Source organism: Paenibacillus sp. JT22N7 (assembly GCF_059383875.1).
Map to the genome: position 1 here is coordinate 245,309 of NZ_JBXENY010000001.1, position 21,557 is coordinate 266,865.

A 21,557-nucleotide genomic window follows, 5' to 3' on the forward strand; every position below is an offset into this window, starting at 1 on the left:
CTATAGGTGCTCATCTTTTCTTTATTTTCCATATTATATATAATTGAGAAGGAGATTGGGCGATAGGTTAGACTGTCCGCAGAATGGGAGTGTTTTCTGTGAAGAAGATGAATTGGTATTACCGTATGATACTATCCTATACCTCTATTTTCTCTGTCGTCATTTCCTCCCTCCTATTTATTTTTTTTATGGTGCTGCATCACGATTCGGATAATAAATATATCGAGACTAATCAAGCCATTCTGGAACGGATGGTATATAACACGGACGCCAGCTTAAAGCTGATCGAACGAAATATGGCCAGCGAGCTTTTATCGGATAAATGGCTGCAGAAATTTTACTCAGAACGTCCAAAGACAGCCTTTGACGATTTTGAGATTCAGAAAAAATTAACGGAAATGAAAGCTTCCTTTCCATTACCTAATTCGATATATATCTATAATGAAGCTGAACAACGAATCATTTCCGATTCAGGTACATACTCCCTCCAATCATTTGGAGATATCTCCTTCATTCAGGCTAATTATGCGCAATCCACGACTGAGAAATGGACAGTCCCGCGATTAGTAGATGAATGGGGCTTCGACGAGAACTCGCAGAAGGTTGTTTCGCTCATGAAGCATTATTATCATGGGAATAAGAAGCAGGGCGCTATCGTTGTTAACGTGAAGGTTAACTCTATCTTGGATCATTTAAACAGCATAAGTGAAAGCGATTACAGTTCGTTTGGATTAATGGATAAAAGAAATTTTGATCTTGCAAATTCGAAGGAGGGGATAACTGACTCCACGAATATTGTTTATTCTGAATATACAGGCTGGGCATACTATTCGAGTAGTGCAGCTGATAAAAGTTATGCAGCGTTATCTGTTTTTTCCGGCAGATGGATGTTAATCGTGGTCATTATTATCGTATTGGCCCTTGCTGGTTTTACTCTAGTAACACATATTTACTATAAACCGATTCAAGCCATCCTCAATAAGATGGGGCAATGCTTCATGAGAAAAAGTGAAGAGGTCGGCGTGAATCATGTGAAAAACGAATTCACGTTCATTGAAATGGCATTGGATCAGCTGCTTAAGAAGTCCTCAGACTATGAAAGCTTGTATAAGGAAGATAGTCTGCTTCGCCAGCAACGTCTATTCTACGATTTGCTGGCAGGGCATCAGACCTTGACCGACAAGCAGTTCGAGACCCAAATGACTGTTCTTAACATGCCGTATCTATTCGATCGCCTCGGTGTCATCATCGTTGAAATGGATTATTATACACGTTTCACGGAAAAGTATAAACCAAGTGATCAGCAGTTGCTCAAATTTATTATAGAAAACGCTTTTCACGATTTAGGACAGCAGTATAAGCTTTTTGTTTGGCATGCTTGGATGGAGCCGAATCGTATTGCGTTTGTTGTTCATCAATGCAAGTCAGAAACATCGGTTTTGAAATCTACAGCAGAGCTTGCGAGTGAATTTCAAGCCTGGATTGGGCACAATCTGGAGTTGACGGTAACGATAGGAATTGGTGCAGACTCAGATAGCATTGAGACAATCGCGGAATCGTATCGCAATGCTAAGGAGAATGTTTGTTTAAAGCCGGTTATAGGAACGAATACGGTGATTGATAATCGTGTAAGCTCAGGAAAAGTTAGTATTGACAAGTACGCCTATTTGCAAGCAATAGAGAGTATTGTACATTCGTTCCGAAAGAATGAATGCGATTGGAATGAAAAACTGATACAGCTGTTCAAGCAGCTAAGAGAGATGAGATTTGACAAACAGGAGATGTCTGCGTTCGTTCAAAGCTTTGTAATGCAAATGGAGAAAGAAATCAACGTATTGTATCCGGGAATTCAACAAATATGGAAGAATGAATTTCTGTATAAGTTCACAGAGCTTTGTAATCATCCGGAGACGTTGAACGAGCTTGAGGAAGAGCTTATGAGCACCATGTCGGCATTCGAAGCGATTGCAGCTCAAGATCGTCAAGCTAGAAGACATCATAGTATCGCTTTCCAAGCCAAAAGCTATATCGATACGCATTTTGCTGATCCTGTTCTTTCTCTTTCGGGGGTCAGCGCCTATCTTAAACTTCAGCCCAGTTCATTAAGCCAGCTTTTTAAGGAAGAGCTAGGCGAGAAATTTATTGATTACGTTCTGAGAGTCAGGCTTGAATATGCGAAACGTTTATTATCCGAGACGGATGAGCCGATTCAATCCATTGCGGAGCAGATTGGTTATCAGAACGTCATTTCATTTTACAGAGCATTCAAAAAGATTCAAGAAATTCCTCCAGGAGAATATCGAAACATACATCGAGTCCATTCGAAATGATGAAGGAAGCGATCTATTCTTCAAAAGAATTTGGAGGTCAGACGAAGCTATTTGCCTAAGGAATAGACAAAGTTGGACTAAATGGTTCACTTGTTCCCTAGTTCTGCCGATATAGGTATAAGAGCCTAATTTTGGAGTTGAATAGGGAGGACTAGAAACAGCAATGAAATCATTAAACCAGTCATCATGGAAAAAAAACATGCAGCGCACTGCCTTGGTCGGCGGAGCGGCAATTCTGCTGCTAAGCTCGGCGGGCGGCGAGACGGCCTATACCTTGGGCGGTGCGGCATATGCTGCTGAAGCACAATCGACAGTGAAAAATGTGACAATCACATACCCGGCATCCGCCGTAACGGTTGCGCTGAATGAAAGGCTTCCGCTGCTCGCGAAGCTGAAGCTGTCAGAGCCGGTGGCGCTGCGGTATGAATCAGGCAATGGCGCGGTAGCGCGCGTGAACAGCGATGGCGTTATTATCCCTGTTGCTGCAGGGAAAACTAAAATCCGCGTTCATGTGACTTCCGCTTCCTATAAGGGCAAGCTTGAGCTTCCGGTAACGATCCGCGGAGCATCAACTTCTTACAAGGCTGTAGCGGCTTCGAAGCGCGTATCCGCAGGGGGACGTTCCTTCAACGTTCAAACCGTAGCGATTCCTAAAGGAATGCCCGTAACAGCAGGCTTGTCTAGCAGAACGGTCGGGTTGACGCAGGGCTTATCTGGAATTGCTTCATTGTACAATGCAGCGGCCGCAATCAATGGCACGTATTTTGAATCCTATGGCGGCATTCCTGAGCCTTATGGCAACATTATTAGCGATGGCGTTGTCGAGCATATTGGCAATACGGGAACGAGCATTGGTTTTCAATGGGACGGGTCGGCGCTAATGGACACGCTGCAGGTGAAGATAAGCGGCAAAGTAAGCAGCGCCGGGAAATCCTCGCAAAGCTGGTACGTGTATTTCGTTAATCGGACGCCTACTCCAGGCAGAACGGCAGCCATCATGTATACGCCGAAGCGCGGAAGCAAAATCGGCATGACCACAGGCTCTGCCGTAACGGTGAGCAAAGGTGTCGTCACGAAGGTCAGCAAAAATACGAATGTCGAAATTCCGAAGGACGGATATGTCCTCTTCTTTACAGGTGAGGAGGAGCATTTGGCGAGCCGTTTCCAAAAAGGCAGTTACGTTGACTACACCGTCAGCTATAACGATGTTTCGGGCAAGGCGATTGACTGGAGCGAGGTGCATACCGCAATTGGTGCGGGCCCCCGTCTAGTGAAGGATGGCAAGCTGGCCGTTGATCCGGCGAATGAAGGTTTCGTGAGCCCGAAAATTTTGACCGATTCTGGCGCGCGAAGCGGAATTGCGATTATGAATGACGGTTCGATTTTGCTAGTTACAGTTCCGGCTGCGACGATAAAGCAATGGGGACAAATTATGGTCAGCTTAGGGGCTAAGCAGGCGATGAACTTGGACGGCGGCGCATCTTCCGGCTTGTATGCGAACGGCAAGCAAATTACGCCAGCCGGACGCGAGCTCAGCAATGCGCTTGTATTCAGCTCCTTGCCGAAATGGTAACGGCTGCTTCCAAGCTCCTTAATGGACAGCTTGACAGCAACAACTATGACAGCATAGTGTGAAAAAGACTGTGGCCTGCATTGAAGCGGCAATAGCCAAAAAAGCGTTCAGCGAGACGTCGTCTCGCTGAACGCTTTTTTTCCGTTGCTAGTTGCTTTCCGGCTGTAGGTAGAACTTGTTGAACAGGCTTGAGCACATTAGCCGTCTCTAGCTTTGTTCCTCTTCTTCTGTCTCGGAGGAGAGCACAAATTCATCATCCGCTCCGGGATATTCACGTTTCAAATCGGCATGCAGCGAGCGGTTTTCATAGCTGAAACGGTTGTTAGGGCGCTGGTCTTGGCGCCAAGGCGAGCTTTTGCCCAGCGGAAGGCCTGGCCGCTCCGCTGCGTAAGGCCCTTCAGGGAATTCCTCCGGCACGAGGTCATTTCGCTGTGATTCTACGGTAGAGACATCGGTGGAGCGTTTGCGGTCTTCTTCGGTAAAACCGTCCATGTGGATCATCCTTTCCTAGTCCATCTTGCAATTACAACACCCGCGCTTTCATTGTTCCCTGTTCACAGGGCATCATGCAAAACATAAGGTTGCCGCCGTATATAAAGGCTTGTCAGATTGAAAATCATATGATAATATACTGCTAATCGAATATTTGAACGTGAGGAAGCACCTCTTTATAGCTCTGGTTGAGCTATGGGGAGGTGCTTTTTTTTATGTCCTTTTATTCGAAAATGAAGCAGACTGGGAGAGATGAGAAGATGCAAATTTTCTTTTTGAACACATTTGAAAAATCCTCGATGGAGGAGGGCGTACAAACTGCGCAATTGTCAATTTGTGAACATGAGGGCATATGGTCGGTGCTATGGGCCGATGGCGAGCATACGGCAACTGCACCTGATGTCTGGTTTGAAGGCATCTCCTGGGAGGACATGCTGCTCGCCTTCCGCCATGGGGTGGCAGTACGAATGGGAGAGGGCTATACGCCCGTCATCGAATCTATGCTGGAAGGCCGGCGCAATACGGGAATGGGAAGCTTGCAGGCTATGGTGCAGTGTTATGGCGAGCTGAATGCGGATCAAGCCTTGTTTGAGCAATTAAGAGATTGGCGCAGAGCTAAAGCAGGAGGAGAGAAGAGGTCAGCTTACCTTGTTGCAACGAACCGGATGTTATGGATGTTCAGCACGTTTGTACCGCATACGGCCGAGGAGCTGCTGCAAATTCCCGGCTGGGGAGAGAGCAAGCAAAATCGATATGGGGCTGAAATTTTAGCGATTACAGAGAACCATGCGCGTGAAACCAGCTTTCCGCTCGACTGGGTAGAGCAGCAGCTGGACAAGGCAGATTTTACGAGGTGGCTGTACAAGCAGAAGGAAGTGAAATTCAAAAACGAGATGGACAAGCAGCTGCAGAAAAAGCGGATTATCAGCTGTTTGAACAGCGAGGAGACACTGGAGCAGCTAGGCGCAGGCCTCGAGCTGTCGCGCAGGGAAATAATGGACAGAATCGAGCAGCTTGAGGCTGAAGGCTATGATGTTGAGCCGCTTATTGCACGCGAGCTGCTGCATATGCCAGAGTCCGAGCAGCAGCTTGTCTGGGAAACGTTCGAGCAGTCGGGCGACCGTTACTTGAAGCCCGTGCTTCAGCAAGTTTACGGGGCTGAGGGCATGAAGCATGAACAGGTGGACATGCTGTATGAACGGCTGCGGCTGCTCAGAATTCGTTACCGCAAAGCTCATGCAAACCAGGCGCAAGCAATATAAATTCAGTTCGTTAAAGGATGGCGGGAGAGAGCTTCACCGGATTGGATGAATCAACGGGTGGCGTGTTATTCGTTATTTGTCCGAAGGAGTCGCGAGCCCGCCATCTGGCCAAATGGGCTGCGCATAACGCATATGCCTATTGCGATCCAGAATATGGTGCAAAGCAAAGCCGATTACATAGCTCTTTTACCTCGTTCATCTAGTACTTTATGTCCGAAAATAATAGGGGTCCATGCGTTTTGCACGAAAAAACCTCCAAATTGGATTGTAAAGCAATTGAAAATGAACATAAACTCATAGGTCTTAAGGTTCAAAAATGATAAAAATAGTATACTTGTCCTATTTATGAAAGTATAATGAGGTATACAATAAATCGCGATCTTTGTCGAAAAGGAGCGTATTCCCGTTATGAAGGCTGAGTATATTAATCCGTTTCTTGAAGCGGCAAAAAGTGTAATTGAGCAGGTCATCCAGATAAAGCCATCGGCAGGGCAATTAGGCTTGAAAGATGTTAAATTCGTTGAAAATTACATTTGGATACAAATCGGCCTGAACGGACAAATGAACGCTGTTATCGTTTTTGGACTAAGCGAATCGGTAGCGATGAAGATGATATCGGCTATGATGGGCGGCTTCTCGATTTCTGAAATTGATGAAATGGGCAGAAGCGCCATTTCTGAGCTTGGCAACATGATTAGCGGGAATGCGAGCACGATGTTATCGAATCAAGGCGTCCATGTAGATATTACACCGCCGAAGGTTATTCAGTCTGCTGCAGCTGCTGGTTTTAAAGCACAGCAAGCATTAACCGTTCCGCTCCTTATGGAGGGAATTGGTGAATTGGATATTCAGGTGCTGGTAGCATCGTAATCGTAACGGCGAAAAACTCCTTCGGGAGTTTTTTTACATGTATAAGGTTTGATATAAGAGCTGAATTTATATTTTCATCTTTTTGCAGGCAAAGCTTTCTACGGCTGGGATAAAGTATTTAATGATTTGCCCATTTCCTGATGCAGCTCATAAAGCTCGAGTACGCTTACGGGCTTTTTGGATGCTTGCTCAATATTTTGCCCTTCGGCCGTCCATAGGTAGGGGAAGATGGAGAAGGCCTGATCGCCTTGTATCGTTTGGGAATCCACAATCCAGCTGTCCCAGCGCATGGTCTTGTAAAATAATTGGAGATCGCCATTCAACGCCCAGCCTATGAACTCGGAATAAGTACATTCGGTATCTTCCCATTCAAGCGTATCAGGCGCCATATAAAAAACAGTTTTAAAATTGGAATGAATGGCGAAGAAGCCGCCAACTAGATCATAGGCTACGACTAAAATATTTTGAATGGGACTGTTCCATGTTGCTAAAGAGCCTGAAAGCCGCTCATTTCCTGCCCCTAATATTTTTAACCAGCCATAATCGACAAGTATTCCTCCGCATTCCAAGGCAATCGCGCCCAAATAGGAGCGATTCGTAACTTGCAGGTGCTCCAGCGTTTTTCTGCCATCATCGATCGAGCAGCTTACTATAGTAATGGGATTGACGGCTTCGGATACAAGGCTTTGAATTTCTCCCCATGCGTCCTCCGGCACCATTAATTCCTTGTAGGATTTCATTTTGTTTAACCTCCCTTTCCCTATTATTGTACTGAGGTAGAGGCCTATTGTCCAAAATCAAAAAATGGCGTGAGCCTATGCAATGTTTTGCAAAGGTTTCTTTGCTTAAAATGCCCTGATCAAGTAGAATTAGCTTTAGGTGATGACGGATGTTAAATGGCAAAGTTGTGCTTATTTCCGGCGCTTCCAGCGGGATTGGAGCGCTTGCTGCAAAGCAGCTTGCGCGGCGCGGCGCCATTGTGGTGCTGACCGGACGAAATGTGGAGAAGCTGAAAGCGCAAGTGGCAGAAATCGGCAGTAATAGCTCCTATTTTCAGATGGATGTAACGAGCATGGAAGATGTGCAGCAGGTCATTCAATCTGTCCTGCAAAAGCATGGGCGTCTCGATATTTTGATTAATAATGCTGGTTATGGACAGTTCGAATATTTTGAGACGATGCCGGTCGAGGCATTTGACCAGATGATGGATACGAATTATATGGGTATCGTTCGCTGCACGAAGGCAGTGCTGCCATATATGCTTTCCCAAGGCAGCGGTCATATCGTAAATATTGCCTCACTCGCAGGCAAGATCGGCTCAGCCAAGTCAACGGCCTACACGGCAACGAAGCATGCGGTGCTCGGCTTTACCAATTCGCTGCGGATGGAGCTGCGGGGCAAAGGGATTGTCGTATCGGCGGTTAATCCCGGACCGATTGACACGCCGTTTTTCTCGCTGGCAGATCCGTCAGGCAATTATGTGAAAAATGTCAGCTTCTTTATGATGAAGCCCGACTATGTAGTCAAAGCCATCGTGCGGCTTATTGAGCGCAGGAAGGCGGAAATTAATTTGCCGAAATCGGCGGCGTTTGGCATTAAGCTGTATCAGCTTTTTCCACGTCTAATTGACCGAGTATTCGGCGGTATGCTGGATCGAAAATAGTGTTTTGAACAAGAGAGGACTCGAACATGAGTAAGCAAAATTGGTTGGATTTAGGTTTAAATGAACAGCTGGCGGAAGCGCTAGTTGAAGAAGGTATCCAGGAGCCTACTGCGGTGCAAGCAGAGGCCATTCCCGTACTGCTCGGAGGGCAGGACGTTTCTGCGCGTTCGCAGACAGGAACAGGCAAGACGCTGGCGTATTTGCTGCCTTTGCTCCAGAAGCTGAATGCCTCGTCGAAAGAAATTCAAGGCGTCGTTATTGCTCCTACGCAGGAGCTGGCTATGCAGATCGTGCGAGTAGCTGAATTTTATGCGAAGCCGCTGGGCCTCCGTGTACAGCAGCTAATTGGCGGCGCAGCGCTCAAGCGTCAAGTAGAGAAGCTCAAGCTGCATCCGCAAATTGTCATCGGTACGCCAGGACGTATTCATGAGCTGCTTAAGCTGCGCAAAATCAAGCTGCATGCGGTCAATCAGGTCGTAATTGATGAAGTGGACCAAGTTTTCCAGCTGAGCTCGACGCGTGAAGTGGAGACGATACTTTTTGCAATGGGACAAAATCGTCAGATCGCTTTTTTCTCGGCGACTTATCCCGAGCAGATGGCCCGCTTTGAAGGCCGCTGGATGAATGAGCCGTACCGCATTCAGGTTGCGCCTGAGCATCGCGTATCCGAGACGATTACGAATTATTATTTCGTATGCGACAAACGGGACAAGCCGGATATCGCCCGTCGCATCATTCGGATGCTCAAGCCCAAATCGGCATTGCTGTTTCTGAATGAGACGGATACGATTTCAAACTGGGAAGCGAAGCTCAGCTATGAGGGGTTTACGGTAGAGGCGCTTTACGGCGATGCTGACAAGCAGCGTCGTGCTGCTACGCTTGCGCGCTTCCGCGAAGGCGCATGCCAGCTATTGCTTGCGACCGACGTTGCAGCGAGGGGACTCGATATCGAAGGCTTGCCGCTCGTTATCAACCTGGAGCCTGCGCTTGATGCCGATCATTATGTGCACCGGGCGGGCCGGACGGGCCGTATGGGCCGCACAGGAACGGTTATTTCCATTGTTACGCCGCAGGAGCATTTTATTATGGACAAGTTCCGCAAGCAGCTCGGCATCGATCTTCCAGAGAAGGCGATGTTAAGAGGCAAGCTGGTTACACCTGAGGAAGCGCGGAACGATAAAGCCTCATTCAAACGCTCGGATTATACGGGAGCACCGAAGAGCCGTCAGGCATCGGGCAGCGACTTCGCGCAAGGAGAGGCAGCGAGAGGCGAGAGGCCGCGTGGCGAGTTCAGACAAGGAGCCGGCGGGAAAGCACCGCAAGGCGAGAGACGCCTAGGCGATGTTCAGCCAGGCAGCCGCAGAACGGATGCAGCAGGCTCTGCAGCGCAGGCAAGAACAGCGGGAAGCGACGCTGCCGCAGCTAACGAGCCGCAGAAAGCGGCTGTTCAGGCAAAACCGAAGGCGAAGGTGCTGTCCAAGCAGGAGCGCCAGAAGAAGAGCAAGGATAAAGGTGCGCCAAAATGGCTGAAAGCGAAGCGCGAGTCGGGCGATACGAAGGACTAAGCCTTTAAGCAAAATAAGTTTATAATGCAAGCCCCATTTCCAGCAAAATGGAAGGAAGAGGCAAGCGAGCGCCCAACCATTATTTATGGGCGCTCCGCAAGCCTTTTTAACTTCAGCCATTAGCGGAAATTGGGCTTTTTTTAATTATACGCAAAGATCCGAAACGATTCTGAAACGATACGGATGGGAAATTTTGAATTTTGCCTTGAAATTCGGTATGCTGAATAAGCGATATTAATTTTATAGTTATGAAGGTGAATGGATAATGATAGAGCCCGTATTGGAAGTTGCCGATTTGACAGGAGGATATAGTCCGCGCCGTCCTGTCCTGCATAATGTGTCGTTCCAGCTGCATCCGGGCGAAATGGTCGGCTTAATTGGCCTCAATGGCGCAGGCAAAAGCACGACGATTAAACATATTCTCGGCTTGATGAAGCCGCAGCAGGGTGAGGTTAAGGTTGGCGGCGTCAAGCTGGAGGATGATCCGGACCGCTACCGCTCTGCCTTTGCGTATGTGCCGGAAACGCCGGTGCTGTTCGACGAGCTTACGGTTGAGGAGCATTTGCGCCTGACAGGAATGGCCTACGGCGTTTCTGTTCAGGAATTTGATAAGAAGCGAATGGATTTATTGAACGAGTTCCAAATGAATGCGAAAAAAGGAGCTTTTGCCGCCCATCTGTCCAAAGGGATGAAGCAGAAGGTCATGATTATGAATGCGCTGCTGTCCGAGCCGCCATTATATATTATTGACGAGCCGTTTCTTGGGCTGGACCCGCTCGGCATTCGCTCCTTGCTGGAACGGCTTGTAGAAGTGAAGCAGAATGGCTCGGCTATTTTGATGAGCTCGCATATTTTGGCTACGGTCGAAGCTTATTGCGACAAGTTTATTGTGATGCATCATGGGCGCATCGTTGCCAGCGGAACGCTTGCCGATGTATGCGAAGCGGCGGGCATGGCGATGCGCGGCGGAACGCTGGAGGATGCGTTCTATAAGCTCGTTGCAGGAGACAAGCTATGACGGCGAAATCGCAAGCAGCTAATCCCGAGCAGCGTCAGCTGAAGGAACAGGCGATGCAGCAGTTGTGGAAAAAACGTGCGCGAAGCTTCCGCCAGGAGACGCTGCCGTATTTTCGCTATATGGGACAAAGCGGCTTCCCGCTGTTTCTCTCGTTGTTTGTCATTACCGGAGTGCTTAGCTATTTCAAGCTGATTCGGGACGTGCCTGCTGATTTTCCGACCACGCTGGTTGGCATAGTCGCACTAGTGCCCGTACTTTGCTGGAGCCCCTTCCGCACCTTTCTGCAAGCGGCAGATGTCGTCTTCCATATGCCGCAGGAATCAGCGATGCGCCGTTATTGGGGGCTTTCCTTTAAGCGAAGCATAATCGCTATGGTCGCTTTATGCGCCTTCCTGCTGCTTGCTTATTGGCCTATATACAGGCAGGGCACCGCTCCAGCGGATATGTGGCTGCTGGTATTGGCTGCGGCTGTGCTTCGTTTTGCCAATACAGCTGCTGCATGGCGCGAGCGTCAGCTGGCCTGGAGCGGCATGAGAGTGCTGTTTCGAGTAGCTCGCTGGGGAGCGACAGCGCTTGCTTGGGCGGGGATGCTCACCCGTGCGCCGCTGTATGCAGGAGGCTTTATTATTTTGCTCATCCTGCTATTTGCCCTGCTGTACAAGCTTCCGAGCCGATTCGTTATCCCTTGGGAACGGCTAGTCGAAGAAGAGTCGGCGACGAGAAGAAGGTATTACGTCTTTTTCGGTTTGTTTATTGATGTGCCTACGATGCCATCGCGAACAGCCGGCCGAAAATATCTTTCCTGGATCATGAACTTTATTCCGTATCGCCGCCGCTTTACTTACGATTATTTATATGCGGCTTCCATGCTGCGAATGGAAATGGGAGGCATTTTGCTAAGGCTGCTCGTTCTGTTCGCACTAATTGCCTATTGGATGGCGGAAGCGGTTTGGCTGTCCGGCTGGGGGGCTGCCTGTGCCTATGCGGTATTTATGCTCATTGTCGGGGCCCAGCTTGGCGGACTTCGCCATACGCATCGTTATACGGTATGGCGGCATGTTTATCCGCTTCCTGATGCCCAAAGGCTGGAAAGCCTCATCCGGCTTGACCGCTGGACGATGCTCATCATTGCCGTGCTTATGTGGCTTCCGTCATGCATTATGCTGCTGCGTGCCAACTGCCTGCTGGCTGCTGCAGCAGCGCCGATTGCAGCACTCGTCTATGTGCTTGCGATTCGCCCGCTGAGGCTGCGCCGCGCTTTTGCCGCTGATGCGGAAGAAGATTAGGGCGCTGCAACTGCCAGATGGACCTATGGCATCTGGCTGCCCATTATAGATGACAGCCCCGCTATAGAGGTGACAAAGCAAGCAAAAAACGTCCAAATCCACTGATAAAGGTGGGCTTGGACGTTTTTTACTGGTCATTTTCTGTTCGCTTAAGAGGTCAAGACGGCTGCACAAGGACAATCAGCAAAGGCAGCACGATAAAGGAGGCGAGCGTCGTCCACAAAATACAGCGGGAAACGAGCTTTGGCGATGCCTCGAATTGCTCCGCCATAATGACGGCGTTGACTGCCGTCGGCATAGAGGCGAGTATAAGCAGGACGGCGAACAGCATGCCCTTTACTTGCAGCAGCCAGAGCAGCAGCGCTGCTATGATTGGAGAAAGCAGCAGACGGATCGCGATAGCCGTCCAGAGCGGCTTGCTCATGACCGAATCTGCTGACTTTTTGCTGCTGCGCGCCCCGGCCATCTGTGCCCCTAGCAAAATCAGCACTACAGGCGCATAGGCGCTCGACAGCATTGATAGGCCTTCTGCCACAGCCGCAGGCATAATCATATCGGTGAACCGGATAATGACGGCGAGCACAACGGCGTATAAAGCGGGAAGCTTGCAAACCGATTGGACCGCTTTTTTCACCGAGAAATGGGAGCGGGCAGCGAAATAAACACCGACGGTATTGACAAGAATCATTTGCGAGATGACGTAGACGGATGCCTTGGCTAGTCCCAGCTGACCGAAGGCGAGCAGCACCAGCGGCAGTCCATAGTTGACACAGTTCGTAAATACAGACACAAGCGTGAGGCCGGCTTGATCTGCTGGAGAAAGCCGCAGCAGCCTAGAGGCGAGAACAGCCACGAGCCAGAGAGCGACCAGATTGATGATGCTGAATGCGCTCGTCTGAATAATATCTGCCATTGACAGCTTGGCGCTGATCAGCGTCTCCAAAATAAGAGCCGGGCTGAGCAAATAAAGGGCAATGGTCGATAAGGGCTTCGTCTCCAGTCCCCGCCAGCGCTTCAAGGCAGCTCCTCCAAGCACAGGCAGCGAAATCGGCAGAAACACGCCATATACGATAAGCAAAAATGAATGCAGCATACGAATCAGTCCTTTGCCAAAATCAATATGCCTTATTTTTGCATAAAGCTTCTATTAGCGTCCAAGACCCTTTTCCTATATACTCATAAGCTTTGGCTATATGCGACTTTCCTCCTCGCCTACGTCAGTTTGAGATGCATATGGCGCAAATACCGCCAGCGAATCATGAGGAAATAGGTTAGCTGGAGGAGGAAAAAGCTAATATAGATCAGGAGTGCTGCATTCAGCATCGAAATATCGAGCAGCAGCGCAATATTTATAAAAGCGACGATGCCATGCACAAGGGCAATCGCAAAGGGCAGGAAAAACATAAGGAGCAGCTGCCTTGTAACGAGCCGGTTCAGCTCCTTGCCGCTGAGGCCGATTTTGCTAATCATCTGGTATTGCTTCTCATCCCGCTCCAAATCGGCATACAGCCTAAAGTAGATAAAGCTGACGGCATAGGTGAAAAAGACGCCGCCCACAAGCACGCTAATAATGAGCAAAAGCCCGTTAAGCTGCTTGAATTCATACCATTCAATCACGAGTGACCGTATATAATAATGGCCCTGCGTGTCCTGCGGTATTTCCTTCATAACGCTCTGCGCTGCGCTGATGGTGTCGATCCAATTGGGAATGACATAATAATACGTGACCTGGTTCGTGTCGTCCTTCATGCGGATCATCGCTTGGAAATAGTCATCCGATACGACGTAAACATCATTGTAATTGTTTAATACGAAAGAAGGCAGCCTTTTTACCACAGTAAGCTTCCGCTGCTTTTCGTCCGGCGCAACGTTGCCTAAATCCACAACGGGCTCAAATGCCGTGACGTTCTGAGCACGGGAGACTTTGCCAGAGGCGATAAAGGCTTCACTGGGCGCATGAAGCGTCTCGGCGGAGAAGCCGAGTGCAGTGGCAAGCTGATTGTATTCGGACAGGCTCATGACCGACTGCCAATCTTCCGTGTATTTAATATGCGAAGCGCCTTTCGTATAAGCAAAGCCGCCCTCTGATAGTCTATGCTCCAATAGCGCCAGGTGCTGCTTCGTTTGCCTTTCATTCTGAGCTAGAGATTCACTATCGCCACCGAAGGATTCATAAATAAAGGCGTAGGGATTGTCTTTTTCCGACAGCTTCGGATCACCGATCGCCAGGCAGGTGCCCATGCCGCACAAGGCGACCGCCGTTACCGTTGCGACCATAAAAAACATATTGGCATTGTCTCTCATTCGGTAAGCGAGATCGGAGAGCGTCAGCAAATTGATTTTACGCAGCAATAAGCTTTCCCGTCCGCGCAGCGCACGAATCACATACACGCTGAGCTGTGTAAACAGAAAATAAGTCCCCAATATGACACAGCCAATGGCGGCTGCGAGCAGTGCCAGCGAGAAGGCGCGACCCAGTACAAAATAAAAGACCATTCCGTAGCCTGCAAGCAAAAGAATGGCAGCAAGCAGCGATAGCCCCGCGGAAGCTTTTGGCTCCTTCTTCGGCTTCTCATCCGAACGAATCAGCTCAAGCAGCTGAGATTTCCGCCCAAGGCGCGACGCGAGTATGGACAGGAGCAGAAATACGATGAAAAAAGCGCCCGTCGTTATGATCACGCTTTGGATGGGCACGAGGAATTCGAGTCCTTTTTGCAGCACCAGCAGCCGTTCGGTTATGAGCAAAAAAAGCTTGGTGAACAAAATGCCAAAGCCGATTCCAAAAACAGTGGAGATGAGGCCAATGATCATATTTTCCACAAAAATCAACCTGCGGTACTGCTTGTCGGACATGCCCAGCAGCATCAAAATGCCGAATTCACGTTTACGCGCCTTCAGGAAGGCACCAGCCGAATACATCAAAAACAGAAATGAAAAAATAACGATTAAATATTGCGAAATTTTCAGCCCCATCGTCCCAAGCATAGAGGCAGTTGGACTGCTGGCGGCGATTTCCCCCTGCAAATCCGGATGATAGAGCAGCACCGAATAGATGAAAAAAATCATGACCGCGAACGAGCTGCTCATAAAATGTGCAGCATACGTCCGTTTGCGGCGCAGTACATTATTAAACGCGAACTGTCGGAAATTCATTTTCAGTCCCCCCAAGCAGAGCAAGCATATTAATAATTTTCTGATAAAAAGCCGCGCGGTTGTCTCCGCAATTAACTTCACTGTAAAACTGGCCATCTTTTATAAAAATAACCCGGTGACAGTAGCTCGCCGCCATTGCGTCATGTGTAACGAGCATCATGGTGGCATTGTCCTCGCGGTTGAGCTTGCTCATCAACTCCATCACATCACGCGCCGATTTGGAATCGAGGTTGCCGGTCGGCTCGTCGGCCAGCAGCAGCTTTGGGCTGTGGATAAGTGCTCGGGCAATGGCCGTACGCTGCGCCTGCCCGCCGGATATTTCATAGGTCCGCTTGTCCGCCAGCGCGGCAATGCCGAGCTTTTCCATGATGGAGGCGGCCCGCAGCTTCATTTCCACGATGTTCGTGCCGTCGAGCGTGAGCGGCAGCATAATATTTTCGCTGACCGTTAGCGTATCAAGCAAATTAAACGATTGAAAGACGAAGCCAAGCTCCCGCCGGCGGAAAAAAGCTAGCTTTTCCCGTGACAGCTCGTACGGGTCTTGGCCCGCAATGCGCAGCTCGCCGGAAGTGGGCTTGTCGATGGTCGATACCATGTTCAGCAGCGTCGTTTTGCCGCTGCCCGATGGCCCCATAATGCCGACGAACTCGCCTTGCTGGATCGTTAAATCAATGTTGGTCAACGCTTTATAGGTTACTTTTCCTGGATAAATTTTGTTCAGATTTCGTGCAAATAGCAATTCCAATTCGATCTCCCCTTGCTTGTTTGTCAATAAACCCAGTATACCCCTCATGCGCGCCGGCTCCTATGAGCTTAGCTTTCATTTACCTTACAGCTTTGTAAGATAACGCTGCTTGCTTTTGTATCTCTAGGGGAAGCGAGATCAATTCATCTTTCTAGTTCGTATACTGAACGCATGGAAGGGAAATATGGCCTTTCCTCATCAACGAAAGGAGCTGTTGGATTTGAGTGCATATCTCGTGATTGATATTGATATTTCCAACCCGGCAAATTTCAAGGAATACGAAAATCAGATTTTTGCTGTCATTGCACATTTCGGGGGCCGCCCAATCGTTCAAGATAGCAACGTAACGACGATGGAAGGAGATTGGCAGCCGAAAAGACTCGTCATTTTGGAGTTTCCTAACAAACCGAGCATCGAAGCCTTTTACAACTCAAAAATGTACGAACCGTTGAAAAAAATCAGATGGGCAAACTCTACCGGGAAAGCAATCGTCGTGGAAGGCTTGTAATTACGAAAAACAAGCAGATTGCCATCATAAGGGCAGTCTGCTTGTACGTTTAATGCTCAACGGACTGAACAGCGGCAAAGGGGAAAATAATCCGCATTGTCGTGCCGCTGCCTTCCCCTGTTTTTGATTCAACCTCGATCTCATGATTCATTTTATCAAGCACGGTACGGACGATATAGAGGCCCATGCCCGTCGATTCCTTGAACGCCCGTCCATTTTCCCCAGTGAAAAAGGCGTTGAAAATGCGGCTCAAATCAGAGGCAGGAATGCCGACGCCGCAATCGATCACCTCAAGGATGACCGAGCGCTCGCTGCGGTAACCATTAATCGTTATTTTTGCACCGCTGCCCGCTGAATAATTGACCGCATTGGCAATCAACTGCTGCATAATAAAACGCAGCCATTTGCCGTCGGTCTCTACGACTAAATTTTCCTCGATTTGCATATCCGGGTATACGAAGCTGCGAATAAACAGCCGCCTGTTTTCCAAAATCACCTCGTTGGCAAGTTCCCGCAATTGCATTTTCTCCACCTGAAAATCCTGCTCGAACGTTTCCAGCCGGGCGACGTACAGCACCATATCCAGCCCTTTGCGGATGCGATCTGTTTCTTCCCGCATGCTGTTATTGCGCGCGTCCGCTTCTTCCGACAGCATGAGCTCGAGTACGGAGAGCGGTGTTTTCATCTGATGCACCCACTGATTCATAAAGGTCAGATGATTTTGCTGCTTGCGCTCGCCTTCAATGATCTTTTTCTGGTAATGGCGATATTGAAGCTGCAGCAGCTCGGCAAGCGACGCAGGGAGGGGGGCGGCCCCCAGCTGCTGGATCGACTCCTCAAGGCCTGCTTGCCTGCTGCTGAGCAGCGTATAAAATCGACGATGAGACAAATAACGGTAAGCTAAAAAAGCAATAAATACGCAAAGTCCAAGCAGCAGTGCATACGAGGCGATGGTCAAGTTTCTATAGCCGTCCAGCCAGAACACGGTGGTCACTACGACGAGCTGTATGAGCATAAATAACACAAGTGCAAGCTGATCCCGTAAAAAAAGCTTCATCGGCGCTCACGCTGCTGCTCGCCATTTGCCCAGCTGTCATTCAGGCGGTAGCCCGTGCCGCGCACCGTTTCGAGTGCTCCTTCAATGCCAAGCTCTGCCAGCTTCTTGCGCACACGCGACATATTGACGCTAAGCGCATTGTCATCGACATACGTATAATCATCCCACAGCTTTTCCAAAATCGTTTCCCGGCTCACGAGCCTTTGGCAGCGCTGGAGCAGCGTCTCCACGAGCACGGTTTCTTTTTTAGTCAAAGCTACAAATTGTCCTTGCAGATGCAGCTCCATTCGCTCGGGATATAATATCAGTCCGGCATGCTCAACTATTCGCTCACCAGCAGCTTGGGCATAGTCGCCGTATACGCGCCTTAGCTGGCTGCGGATTTTCGCCATTACGACTTCATAATGGAAGGGCTTGGTCAAATAATCATCGCCGCCATTTTCGATGGCGCGTACCGTATCCATTTCGCCGCTGCGGGCGGAAATGAAAATAATCGGGCAGGTCGAAACGGTCCGAATTTGCCGGCACCAATAAAAGCCGTCAAAGCTCGGCAGATTAATATCCATCAGTACAATATGCGGCTTTACTTGTTCAAACTGCTCCATGACGCGGGCAAAATCCGTCGTCACAACTGCCGCGTTGCCATATTTCTCAATATGCGCCCGCAGCAGCTCAGCGATCTTCGCATCATCCTCGACTATCATGATCGTATATATCGTTATTCAGCTCCTCTTACAAAGCGTAGTTTCCATTTCTGCTGCCCTCATTTTATCATATAACAAAATAAACCCCTTGGCCGTAACCGTATTATACACGGCTACTTTCCAAGGGGAAAGGAATAAAATGCTGAAATAATTAAGCCAGCAGCTCGGTCACTGCTTTATAAATCGTATCGTAAAGCGACTCCAGGTCGGCTTCCTCGATGCAGGAGAAAGCGACGCGAAGATCGGTCTCGCCAAGGGCAATCGTACCGATGCCATATTCTTCAAGCAGGCGCACACGAACAGCCTCGGCCGATACGCCGCTGAGCTTGAGGCACATGAAATAGCCGGAGTTGAACGGATAATACGCTAGGGTATCCCCATAACGGCCGCTATCGAGCAGCGCTTTGACACGATTGGCGCGGCCCTTCATAATGTCGTATTTCTCCGCTTTCTGAGCGTCAAAATCAGGCGATTGCAGAGCTTTCAGCACAAACGTCTGCGAAGGGTGCGGGCCGCTGGAAATCGTCGCCCGAATAATGCCAAGCGTCTTCTGCTCAAGCGCATTCAGCACTTTGTCGGAAGAAGCAGCATACGTAATGAAACCGACGCGGAAGCCCCAGACATAATCCTCTTTCGTCGCGCCGTCGATTTTGACAGCTAGGACGCGAGGGTGCAGGTCGGCAAATTTGCCGAACAGCGACTCGTGAACCGAATCCTCGAAAAATAAGCCGAAGTAAGCATCGTCGGTAACGACGACGACATTAATGCCTGCATCCGCCGCTTCCTTGACAGCGGCTACAATTTCTTCGCTTTCTTGCAGGCCTGGCGTGTAGCCTGTCGGGTTGTTCGGGAAGTTAAGCAGGACGATAGCTTTGCCTTTGTCCTTCTGAGCGAGCAGCGCTTCGCGCAGGCCGTCACTGTTAAACGTATTGCTATCGTTAAGTAAAGGGTATTCCACGATTTCTGCGCCCCGGCGGATGCCAAAGGTCAGCTCGTAGTTTTCCCAGTTTTTATTTGGAATAATAACGGTATCGCCCGCTTCTGCGAACAGGTCGGCGACAATGCTCAGCCCATGCGTTAAAGCGTTCGTTACGATAGGATTGCTGAGACGTTTGCCTTCAAGTGAAGGGTTTTCTTTAAGCATTTTCTCAAGCCAAGCTGTGCGCAGCTCGGGTTTGCCCGCAGGGGGGGCATATTCATATAGATCCTTAGGATTATAAGCAGTGAGTGTATCCTGAATGACCTTAAGATGCATCGGCTGTCCGCCTTCGATCGCTATGCCGATTGTGGCATTAAACGTCTTGGCCTTCGCCTTCGCTTCTGCGGATTGGCTAAGTATGCCTTCCTTCGGGAAATAAATGGCTTTTCCTAAAGCTGACAACATGGCATGGACGTTCGGGCTTTCTGCTGCCAAAGTCTCATTCAACTGCTGAGCAAGTGGGTTCATGAACTTCATTCCATCCTTCCGAAAAATCAATTCATTTTCTGATCATACTTATCGGGAGCTATTATATCATTTTTTAACGTGTCGGAACCATTTCAATTTCAAATTTTTTTGGAAAATGTGACGACTGCCAGCTGGGGTTGCGCGAAAGTTTCGCGCTGGTGTATGATGACGGCATAAGCTTACGTTTCAGGAGGGTTTTATGCTGCATTTAACACCCGATGCCTATTTACTGCTGCCGCCTTTCGCGAAGATCGTTTGCGAGCCGAATTGGAAATGGCAGCGCCGTGAAAAGCCGATGGCTAATTTTGATTTATTTTATGTGTGGAGCGGTGAAGGGGAAGTCGAAGTGGGCGGCATTCATTACCCAGTGGGTAAAGGAAGCTGTTTCCTGTTCCGTCCAGGCGACTATACGAGCGCAACCCATAATCCGCAGAAGCCTCTAGTCCTTACTTATATACACTTTGATACGGCGGAAGAGCCGGAGCTGGTGCCGGAACGGTACCGCCAGCTGATTGATACGGTAGATTTTGAATACATGCTGTCGCGTTACGTGCGGCTGTTTTTGGTCAAAACCTACGCGGCGGAAATTGAAGCGCGCCTAGTGCTGAAGCAGCTGATGATTCATCTGCTGCGGGAGGACCGTGCGACAAAACAATCGCCAGTGGAGAAAAAAGTGAGCAATCAGCTGACCGAGGCCATTCATGAGGTCGCCAACTATGTCCGGCAAAATCCCGGCATTGCCCACCGGGTCGAGGATCTCGCGATGCGCGCCCAGCTGTCGCCGCGCTATTTTTCGATGAAGTTCAAGGAACTGATCGGCATGTCGGTCCAGACGTTTATGATCAGCACCCGGATCGACCGCGCCCAGCACCTGCTGATGCACGTGGGCATGAATGTGACGGAGGTGGCGGACGCGCTCGGCTACCGTGATATTTTTTTCTTCAGCCGCCAATTCAAGCAATACACCGGACGGAGTCCGTCGGAAATTCGTTAAGTTCATAAAAAAAAGCCGGTGCGGCCTTTATTCCCGACAACAAAGGGGGGAGAGGCGCTCGGCTTTTTTTGATAAATGAGAATGTATAAATGTCACAGATGCAAATGGATTGAGTATAGTTAGTCGCCCGGATGAGCGTTTTCGTTATGGTGCGGGCAGTATCGGCGCATAAGGTCGACCGTCTCTGCATCGAGCTCCCGTCCGCGTGCAAGCAGGCCGTTTGTAATGGCTTCACGATTGTTCTCATCGGCATTTTGGCCGAATTTGAACTTCGCGTTGATTTGCTGCGGCTCAATTTTTACGACGGCAACTCCTTTGAGCCTGCCCCTGTAAGCAGGATCATCCCCGGCAATCGGCAAATGCCCGCCTTCGGGCTGGAGCTTGGCCATCAGCGCTTGCAGCGCCTCGCCCTTCTCCATCAAATCCTCGACGACCGACGCGGTGCCCTCAATAATGACCGATTTGAAAAAGGCGGAGGCCGGACAGGCCATCAGCGGATCGGTAAAATGGGAAGGAATAATCGCATATTCCTTAGCCACACAGAAGGTGACTCGCGGATCTGCCCCGAGCAGCTTCATTTTATCTCCTGCACGGCTGCCGTGAAAATAAATGTTTCCGTTCAAATAAATGTAATTCAGCGGAGTAATGGAAGGGGCGCCATCCGCTCTAGCTGTTCCTAGAAAGCCGTAGCTCATTTCCTCCAAAAAGGCGGTAATCTCTTGTTCATCTTCGCTTCCAATTGCAAATTCTTTTCTGCGCATAGCGGACTGCTCCTTTCGTAACAATAGCGATAACTTGAGTAAGTGATGTGCCAAGCGTTCAGCTCGTTAATTGCAAGTGTAATCGGAATATTGACATATAAAAAGATCCACTTTACAGTAATTTTATTG

General features: G+C 49.3%; 19 protein-coding genes. 10 read left to right on the plus strand and 9 right to left on the minus strand.

Going from position 1 to position 21,557, the window contains the following annotated elements; all coding sequences use genetic code 11:
* Positions 1 to 107 precede the first annotated feature (107 nt).
* Both AC50Y5_RS01085 and AC50Y5_RS01090 read left to right on the plus strand, forming a co-directional pair.
* Positions 108 to 2,330: a helix-turn-helix domain-containing protein gene (locus AC50Y5_RS01085; protein ID WP_494858757.1), complete on the plus strand. Its 2,223-nt coding sequence runs from the start codon at positions 108 to 110 to the stop codon at positions 2,328 to 2,330.
* Between the two features lie 163 nt (positions 2,331 to 2,493).
* Entirely contained in the window at positions 2,494 to 3,903 is a 1,410-nt protein-coding gene (locus AC50Y5_RS01090; protein WP_494857887.1) for a phosphodiester glycosidase family protein, read from the plus strand.
* Positions 3,904 to 4,110: 207 nt separating this feature from the next.
* On the opposite strand, the gene AC50Y5_RS01095 is transcribed toward AC50Y5_RS01090, so the two are convergent.
* Positions 4,111 to 4,395 (minus strand): hypothetical protein, encoded by a 285-nt coding sequence (locus AC50Y5_RS01095; RefSeq protein ID WP_494857888.1) that lies wholly within the window; start codon positions 4,393 to 4,395, stop codon positions 4,111 to 4,113.
* A gap of 215 nt (positions 4,396 to 4,610) precedes the next feature.
* On the opposite strand from AC50Y5_RS01095, the gene AC50Y5_RS01100 reads away from it, so the two are divergent.
* Entirely contained in the window at positions 4,611 to 5,657 is a 1,047-nt protein-coding gene (locus AC50Y5_RS01100; RefSeq protein ID WP_494857890.1) for an HRDC domain-containing protein, read from the plus strand.
* Between the two features lie 408 nt (positions 5,658 to 6,065).
* Positions 6,066 to 6,527 (plus strand): chemotaxis protein CheX, encoded by a 462-nt coding sequence (locus tag AC50Y5_RS01105; RefSeq protein ID WP_056030374.1) that lies wholly within the window; start codon positions 6,066 to 6,068, stop codon positions 6,525 to 6,527.
* A gap of 98 nt (positions 6,528 to 6,625) precedes the next feature.
* Here AC50Y5_RS01105 and AC50Y5_RS01110 read toward each other — a convergent pair whose 3' ends face one another.
* Positions 6,626 to 7,267 (minus strand): DUF2625 family protein, encoded by a 642-nt coding sequence (locus AC50Y5_RS01110; RefSeq protein ID WP_056030371.1) that lies wholly within the window; start codon positions 7,265 to 7,267, stop codon positions 6,626 to 6,628.
* Positions 7,268 to 7,416: 149 nt separating this feature from the next.
* Here AC50Y5_RS01110 and AC50Y5_RS01115 point away from each other — a divergent pair, with 149 nt between their 5' ends.
* The 4 genes from AC50Y5_RS01115 (at position 7,417) to AC50Y5_RS01130 (ending at position 12,059) form a co-directional block, all read left to right on the plus strand.
* Positions 7,417 to 8,190, plus strand: coding sequence for an SDR family NAD(P)-dependent oxidoreductase (locus tag AC50Y5_RS01115; protein ID WP_056030368.1), 774 nt, complete (start codon positions 7,417 to 7,419; stop codon positions 8,188 to 8,190).
* Between the two features lie 26 nt (positions 8,191 to 8,216).
* A complete protein-coding gene (locus AC50Y5_RS01120) occupies positions 8,217 to 9,755 on the plus strand; it encodes a DEAD/DEAH box helicase (RefSeq protein WP_494857893.1) in 1,539 nt (512 codons plus the stop codon).
* Positions 9,756 to 10,020: 265 nt separating this feature from the next.
* Positions 10,021 to 10,773, plus strand: a complete 753-nt coding sequence (locus AC50Y5_RS01125) for an ABC transporter ATP-binding protein (RefSeq protein ID WP_056030364.1) — start codon at positions 10,021 to 10,023, stop codon at positions 10,771 to 10,773.
* On the plus strand, positions 10,770 to 12,059 hold the full coding sequence (locus AC50Y5_RS01130; protein ID WP_494857896.1) for an ABC transporter permease: 1,290 nt from the start codon (positions 10,770 to 10,772) through the stop codon (positions 12,057 to 12,059). Before AC50Y5_RS01125 ends, AC50Y5_RS01130 begins: the two co-directional genes overlap by 4 nt.
* Positions 12,060 to 12,216: 157 nt before the next feature.
* On the opposite strand, the gene AC50Y5_RS01135 is transcribed toward AC50Y5_RS01130, so the two are convergent.
* The 3 genes from AC50Y5_RS01135 to AC50Y5_RS01145 form a co-directional block, all read right to left on the minus strand.
* Positions 12,217 to 13,152 (minus strand): AEC family transporter, encoded by a 936-nt coding sequence (locus AC50Y5_RS01135; RefSeq protein ID WP_056030358.1) that lies wholly within the window; start codon positions 13,150 to 13,152, stop codon positions 12,217 to 12,219.
* A gap of 119 nt (positions 13,153 to 13,271) precedes the next feature.
* Positions 13,272 to 15,212 (minus strand): ABC transporter permease, encoded by a 1,941-nt coding sequence (locus AC50Y5_RS01140; RefSeq protein WP_494857898.1) that lies wholly within the window; start codon positions 15,210 to 15,212, stop codon positions 13,272 to 13,274.
* On the minus strand, positions 15,187 to 15,957 hold the full coding sequence (locus tag AC50Y5_RS01145) for an ABC transporter ATP-binding protein (RefSeq protein WP_056032841.1): 771 nt from the start codon (positions 15,955 to 15,957) through the stop codon (positions 15,187 to 15,189). Before AC50Y5_RS01145 ends, AC50Y5_RS01140 begins: the two co-directional genes overlap by 26 nt.
* A gap of 220 nt (positions 15,958 to 16,177) precedes the next feature.
* On the opposite strand from AC50Y5_RS01145, the gene AC50Y5_RS01150 reads away from it, so the two are divergent.
* Complete coding sequence (locus tag AC50Y5_RS01150; protein ID WP_063892510.1) at positions 16,178 to 16,465, plus strand: DUF1330 domain-containing protein; 288 nt, start codon at positions 16,178 to 16,180, stop codon at positions 16,463 to 16,465.
* A 49-nt stretch (positions 16,466 to 16,514) separates the two neighbouring features.
* Here the strand turns inward: AC50Y5_RS01150 and AC50Y5_RS01155 are convergent, their stop codons facing one another.
* The 3 genes from AC50Y5_RS01155 to AC50Y5_RS01165 all read right to left on the minus strand — a co-directional run bounded on the left by AC50Y5_RS01155 (position 16,515) and on the right by AC50Y5_RS01165 (position 19,673).
* Entirely contained in the window at positions 16,515 to 17,522 is a 1,008-nt protein-coding gene (locus AC50Y5_RS01155) for a sensor histidine kinase (protein ID WP_056030349.1), read from the minus strand.
* Positions 17,519 to 18,238, minus strand: a complete 720-nt coding sequence (locus AC50Y5_RS01160) for a response regulator transcription factor (protein WP_155972788.1) — start codon at positions 18,236 to 18,238, stop codon at positions 17,519 to 17,521. The genes AC50Y5_RS01155 and AC50Y5_RS01160 overlap by 4 nt, the downstream gene beginning before the upstream one ends.
* A 139-nt stretch (positions 18,239 to 18,377) precedes the next feature.
* On the minus strand, positions 18,378 to 19,673 hold the full coding sequence (locus AC50Y5_RS01165) for an aminotransferase class I/II-fold pyridoxal phosphate-dependent enzyme (protein WP_056032837.1): 1,296 nt from the start codon (positions 19,671 to 19,673) through the stop codon (positions 18,378 to 18,380).
* A gap of 199 nt (positions 19,674 to 19,872) precedes the next feature.
* Here AC50Y5_RS01165 and AC50Y5_RS01170 point away from each other — a divergent pair, with 199 nt between their 5' ends.
* Positions 19,873 to 20,667 carry a helix-turn-helix domain-containing protein gene (locus AC50Y5_RS01170; RefSeq protein ID WP_056030343.1) on the plus strand — a complete coding sequence of 265 codons (795 nt, stop codon included), beginning with the start codon at positions 19,873 to 19,875 and terminating at the stop codon, positions 20,665 to 20,667.
* Positions 20,668 to 20,786: 119 nt separating this feature from the next.
* Here AC50Y5_RS01170 and AC50Y5_RS01175 read toward each other — a convergent pair whose 3' ends face one another.
* The gene (locus AC50Y5_RS01175) at positions 20,787 to 21,428 is read right to left on the minus strand and encodes a pyridoxamine 5'-phosphate oxidase family protein (RefSeq protein ID WP_494857901.1); all 642 of its coding nucleotides are present in this window, start codon (positions 21,426 to 21,428) and stop codon (positions 20,787 to 20,789) included.
* Between the last annotated feature and the right edge of the window lie 129 nt (positions 21,429 to 21,557).

What these genes read in the sequence shown, in the direction of transcription:
- AC50Y5_RS01105 (WP_056030374.1), top strand. Translation starts at nt 6,066, where the DNA reads ATGAAGGCTGAGTATATTAATCCGTTTCTTGAAGCGGCAAAAAGTGTA.
- AC50Y5_RS01135 (WP_056030358.1), bottom strand. Translation starts at nt 13,152, where the DNA reads ATGCTGCATTCATTTTTGCTTATCGTATATGGCGTGTTTCTGCCGATT.
- AC50Y5_RS01100 (WP_494857890.1), top strand. Translation starts at nt 4,611, where the DNA reads ATGTCCTTTTATTCGAAAATGAAGCAGACTGGGAGAGATGAGAAGATG.
- AC50Y5_RS01140 (WP_494857898.1), bottom strand. Translation starts at nt 15,212, where the DNA reads ATGAATTTCCGACAGTTCGCGTTTAATAATGTACTGCGCCGCAAACGG.
- AC50Y5_RS01130 (WP_494857896.1), top strand. Translation starts at nt 10,770, where the DNA reads ATGACGGCGAAATCGCAAGCAGCTAATCCCGAGCAGCGTCAGCTGAAG.
- AC50Y5_RS01090 (WP_494857887.1), top strand. Translation starts at nt 2,494, where the DNA reads ATGAAATCATTAAACCAGTCATCATGGAAAAAAAACATGCAGCGCACT.
- AC50Y5_RS01165 (WP_056032837.1), bottom strand. Translation starts at nt 19,673, where the DNA reads ATGAACCCACTTGCTCAGCAGTTGAATGAGACTTTGGCAGCAGAAAGC.
- AC50Y5_RS01115 (WP_056030368.1), top strand. Translation starts at nt 7,417, where the DNA reads ATGTTAAATGGCAAAGTTGTGCTTATTTCCGGCGCTTCCAGCGGGATT.
- AC50Y5_RS01175 (WP_494857901.1), bottom strand. Translation starts at nt 21,428, where the DNA reads ATGCGCAGAAAAGAATTTGCAATTGGAAGCGAAGATGAACAAGAGATT.
- AC50Y5_RS01110 (WP_056030371.1), bottom strand. Translation starts at nt 7,267, where the DNA reads ATGAAATCCTACAAGGAATTAATGGTGCCGGAGGACGCATGGGGAGAA.
- AC50Y5_RS01125 (WP_056030364.1), top strand. Translation starts at nt 10,021, where the DNA reads ATGATAGAGCCCGTATTGGAAGTTGCCGATTTGACAGGAGGATATAGT.
- AC50Y5_RS01095 (WP_494857888.1), bottom strand. Translation starts at nt 4,395, where the DNA reads ATGGACGGTTTTACCGAAGAAGACCGCAAACGCTCCACCGATGTCTCT.
- AC50Y5_RS01120 (WP_494857893.1), top strand. Translation starts at nt 8,217, where the DNA reads ATGAGTAAGCAAAATTGGTTGGATTTAGGTTTAAATGAACAGCTGGCG.
- AC50Y5_RS01170 (WP_056030343.1), top strand. Translation starts at nt 19,873, where the DNA reads ATGCTGCATTTAACACCCGATGCCTATTTACTGCTGCCGCCTTTCGCG.
- AC50Y5_RS01155 (WP_056030349.1), bottom strand. Translation starts at nt 17,522, where the DNA reads ATGAAGCTTTTTTTACGGGATCAGCTTGCACTTGTGTTATTTATGCTC.
- AC50Y5_RS01085 (WP_494858757.1), top strand. Translation starts at nt 108, where the DNA reads ATGAATTGGTATTACCGTATGATACTATCCTATACCTCTATTTTCTCT.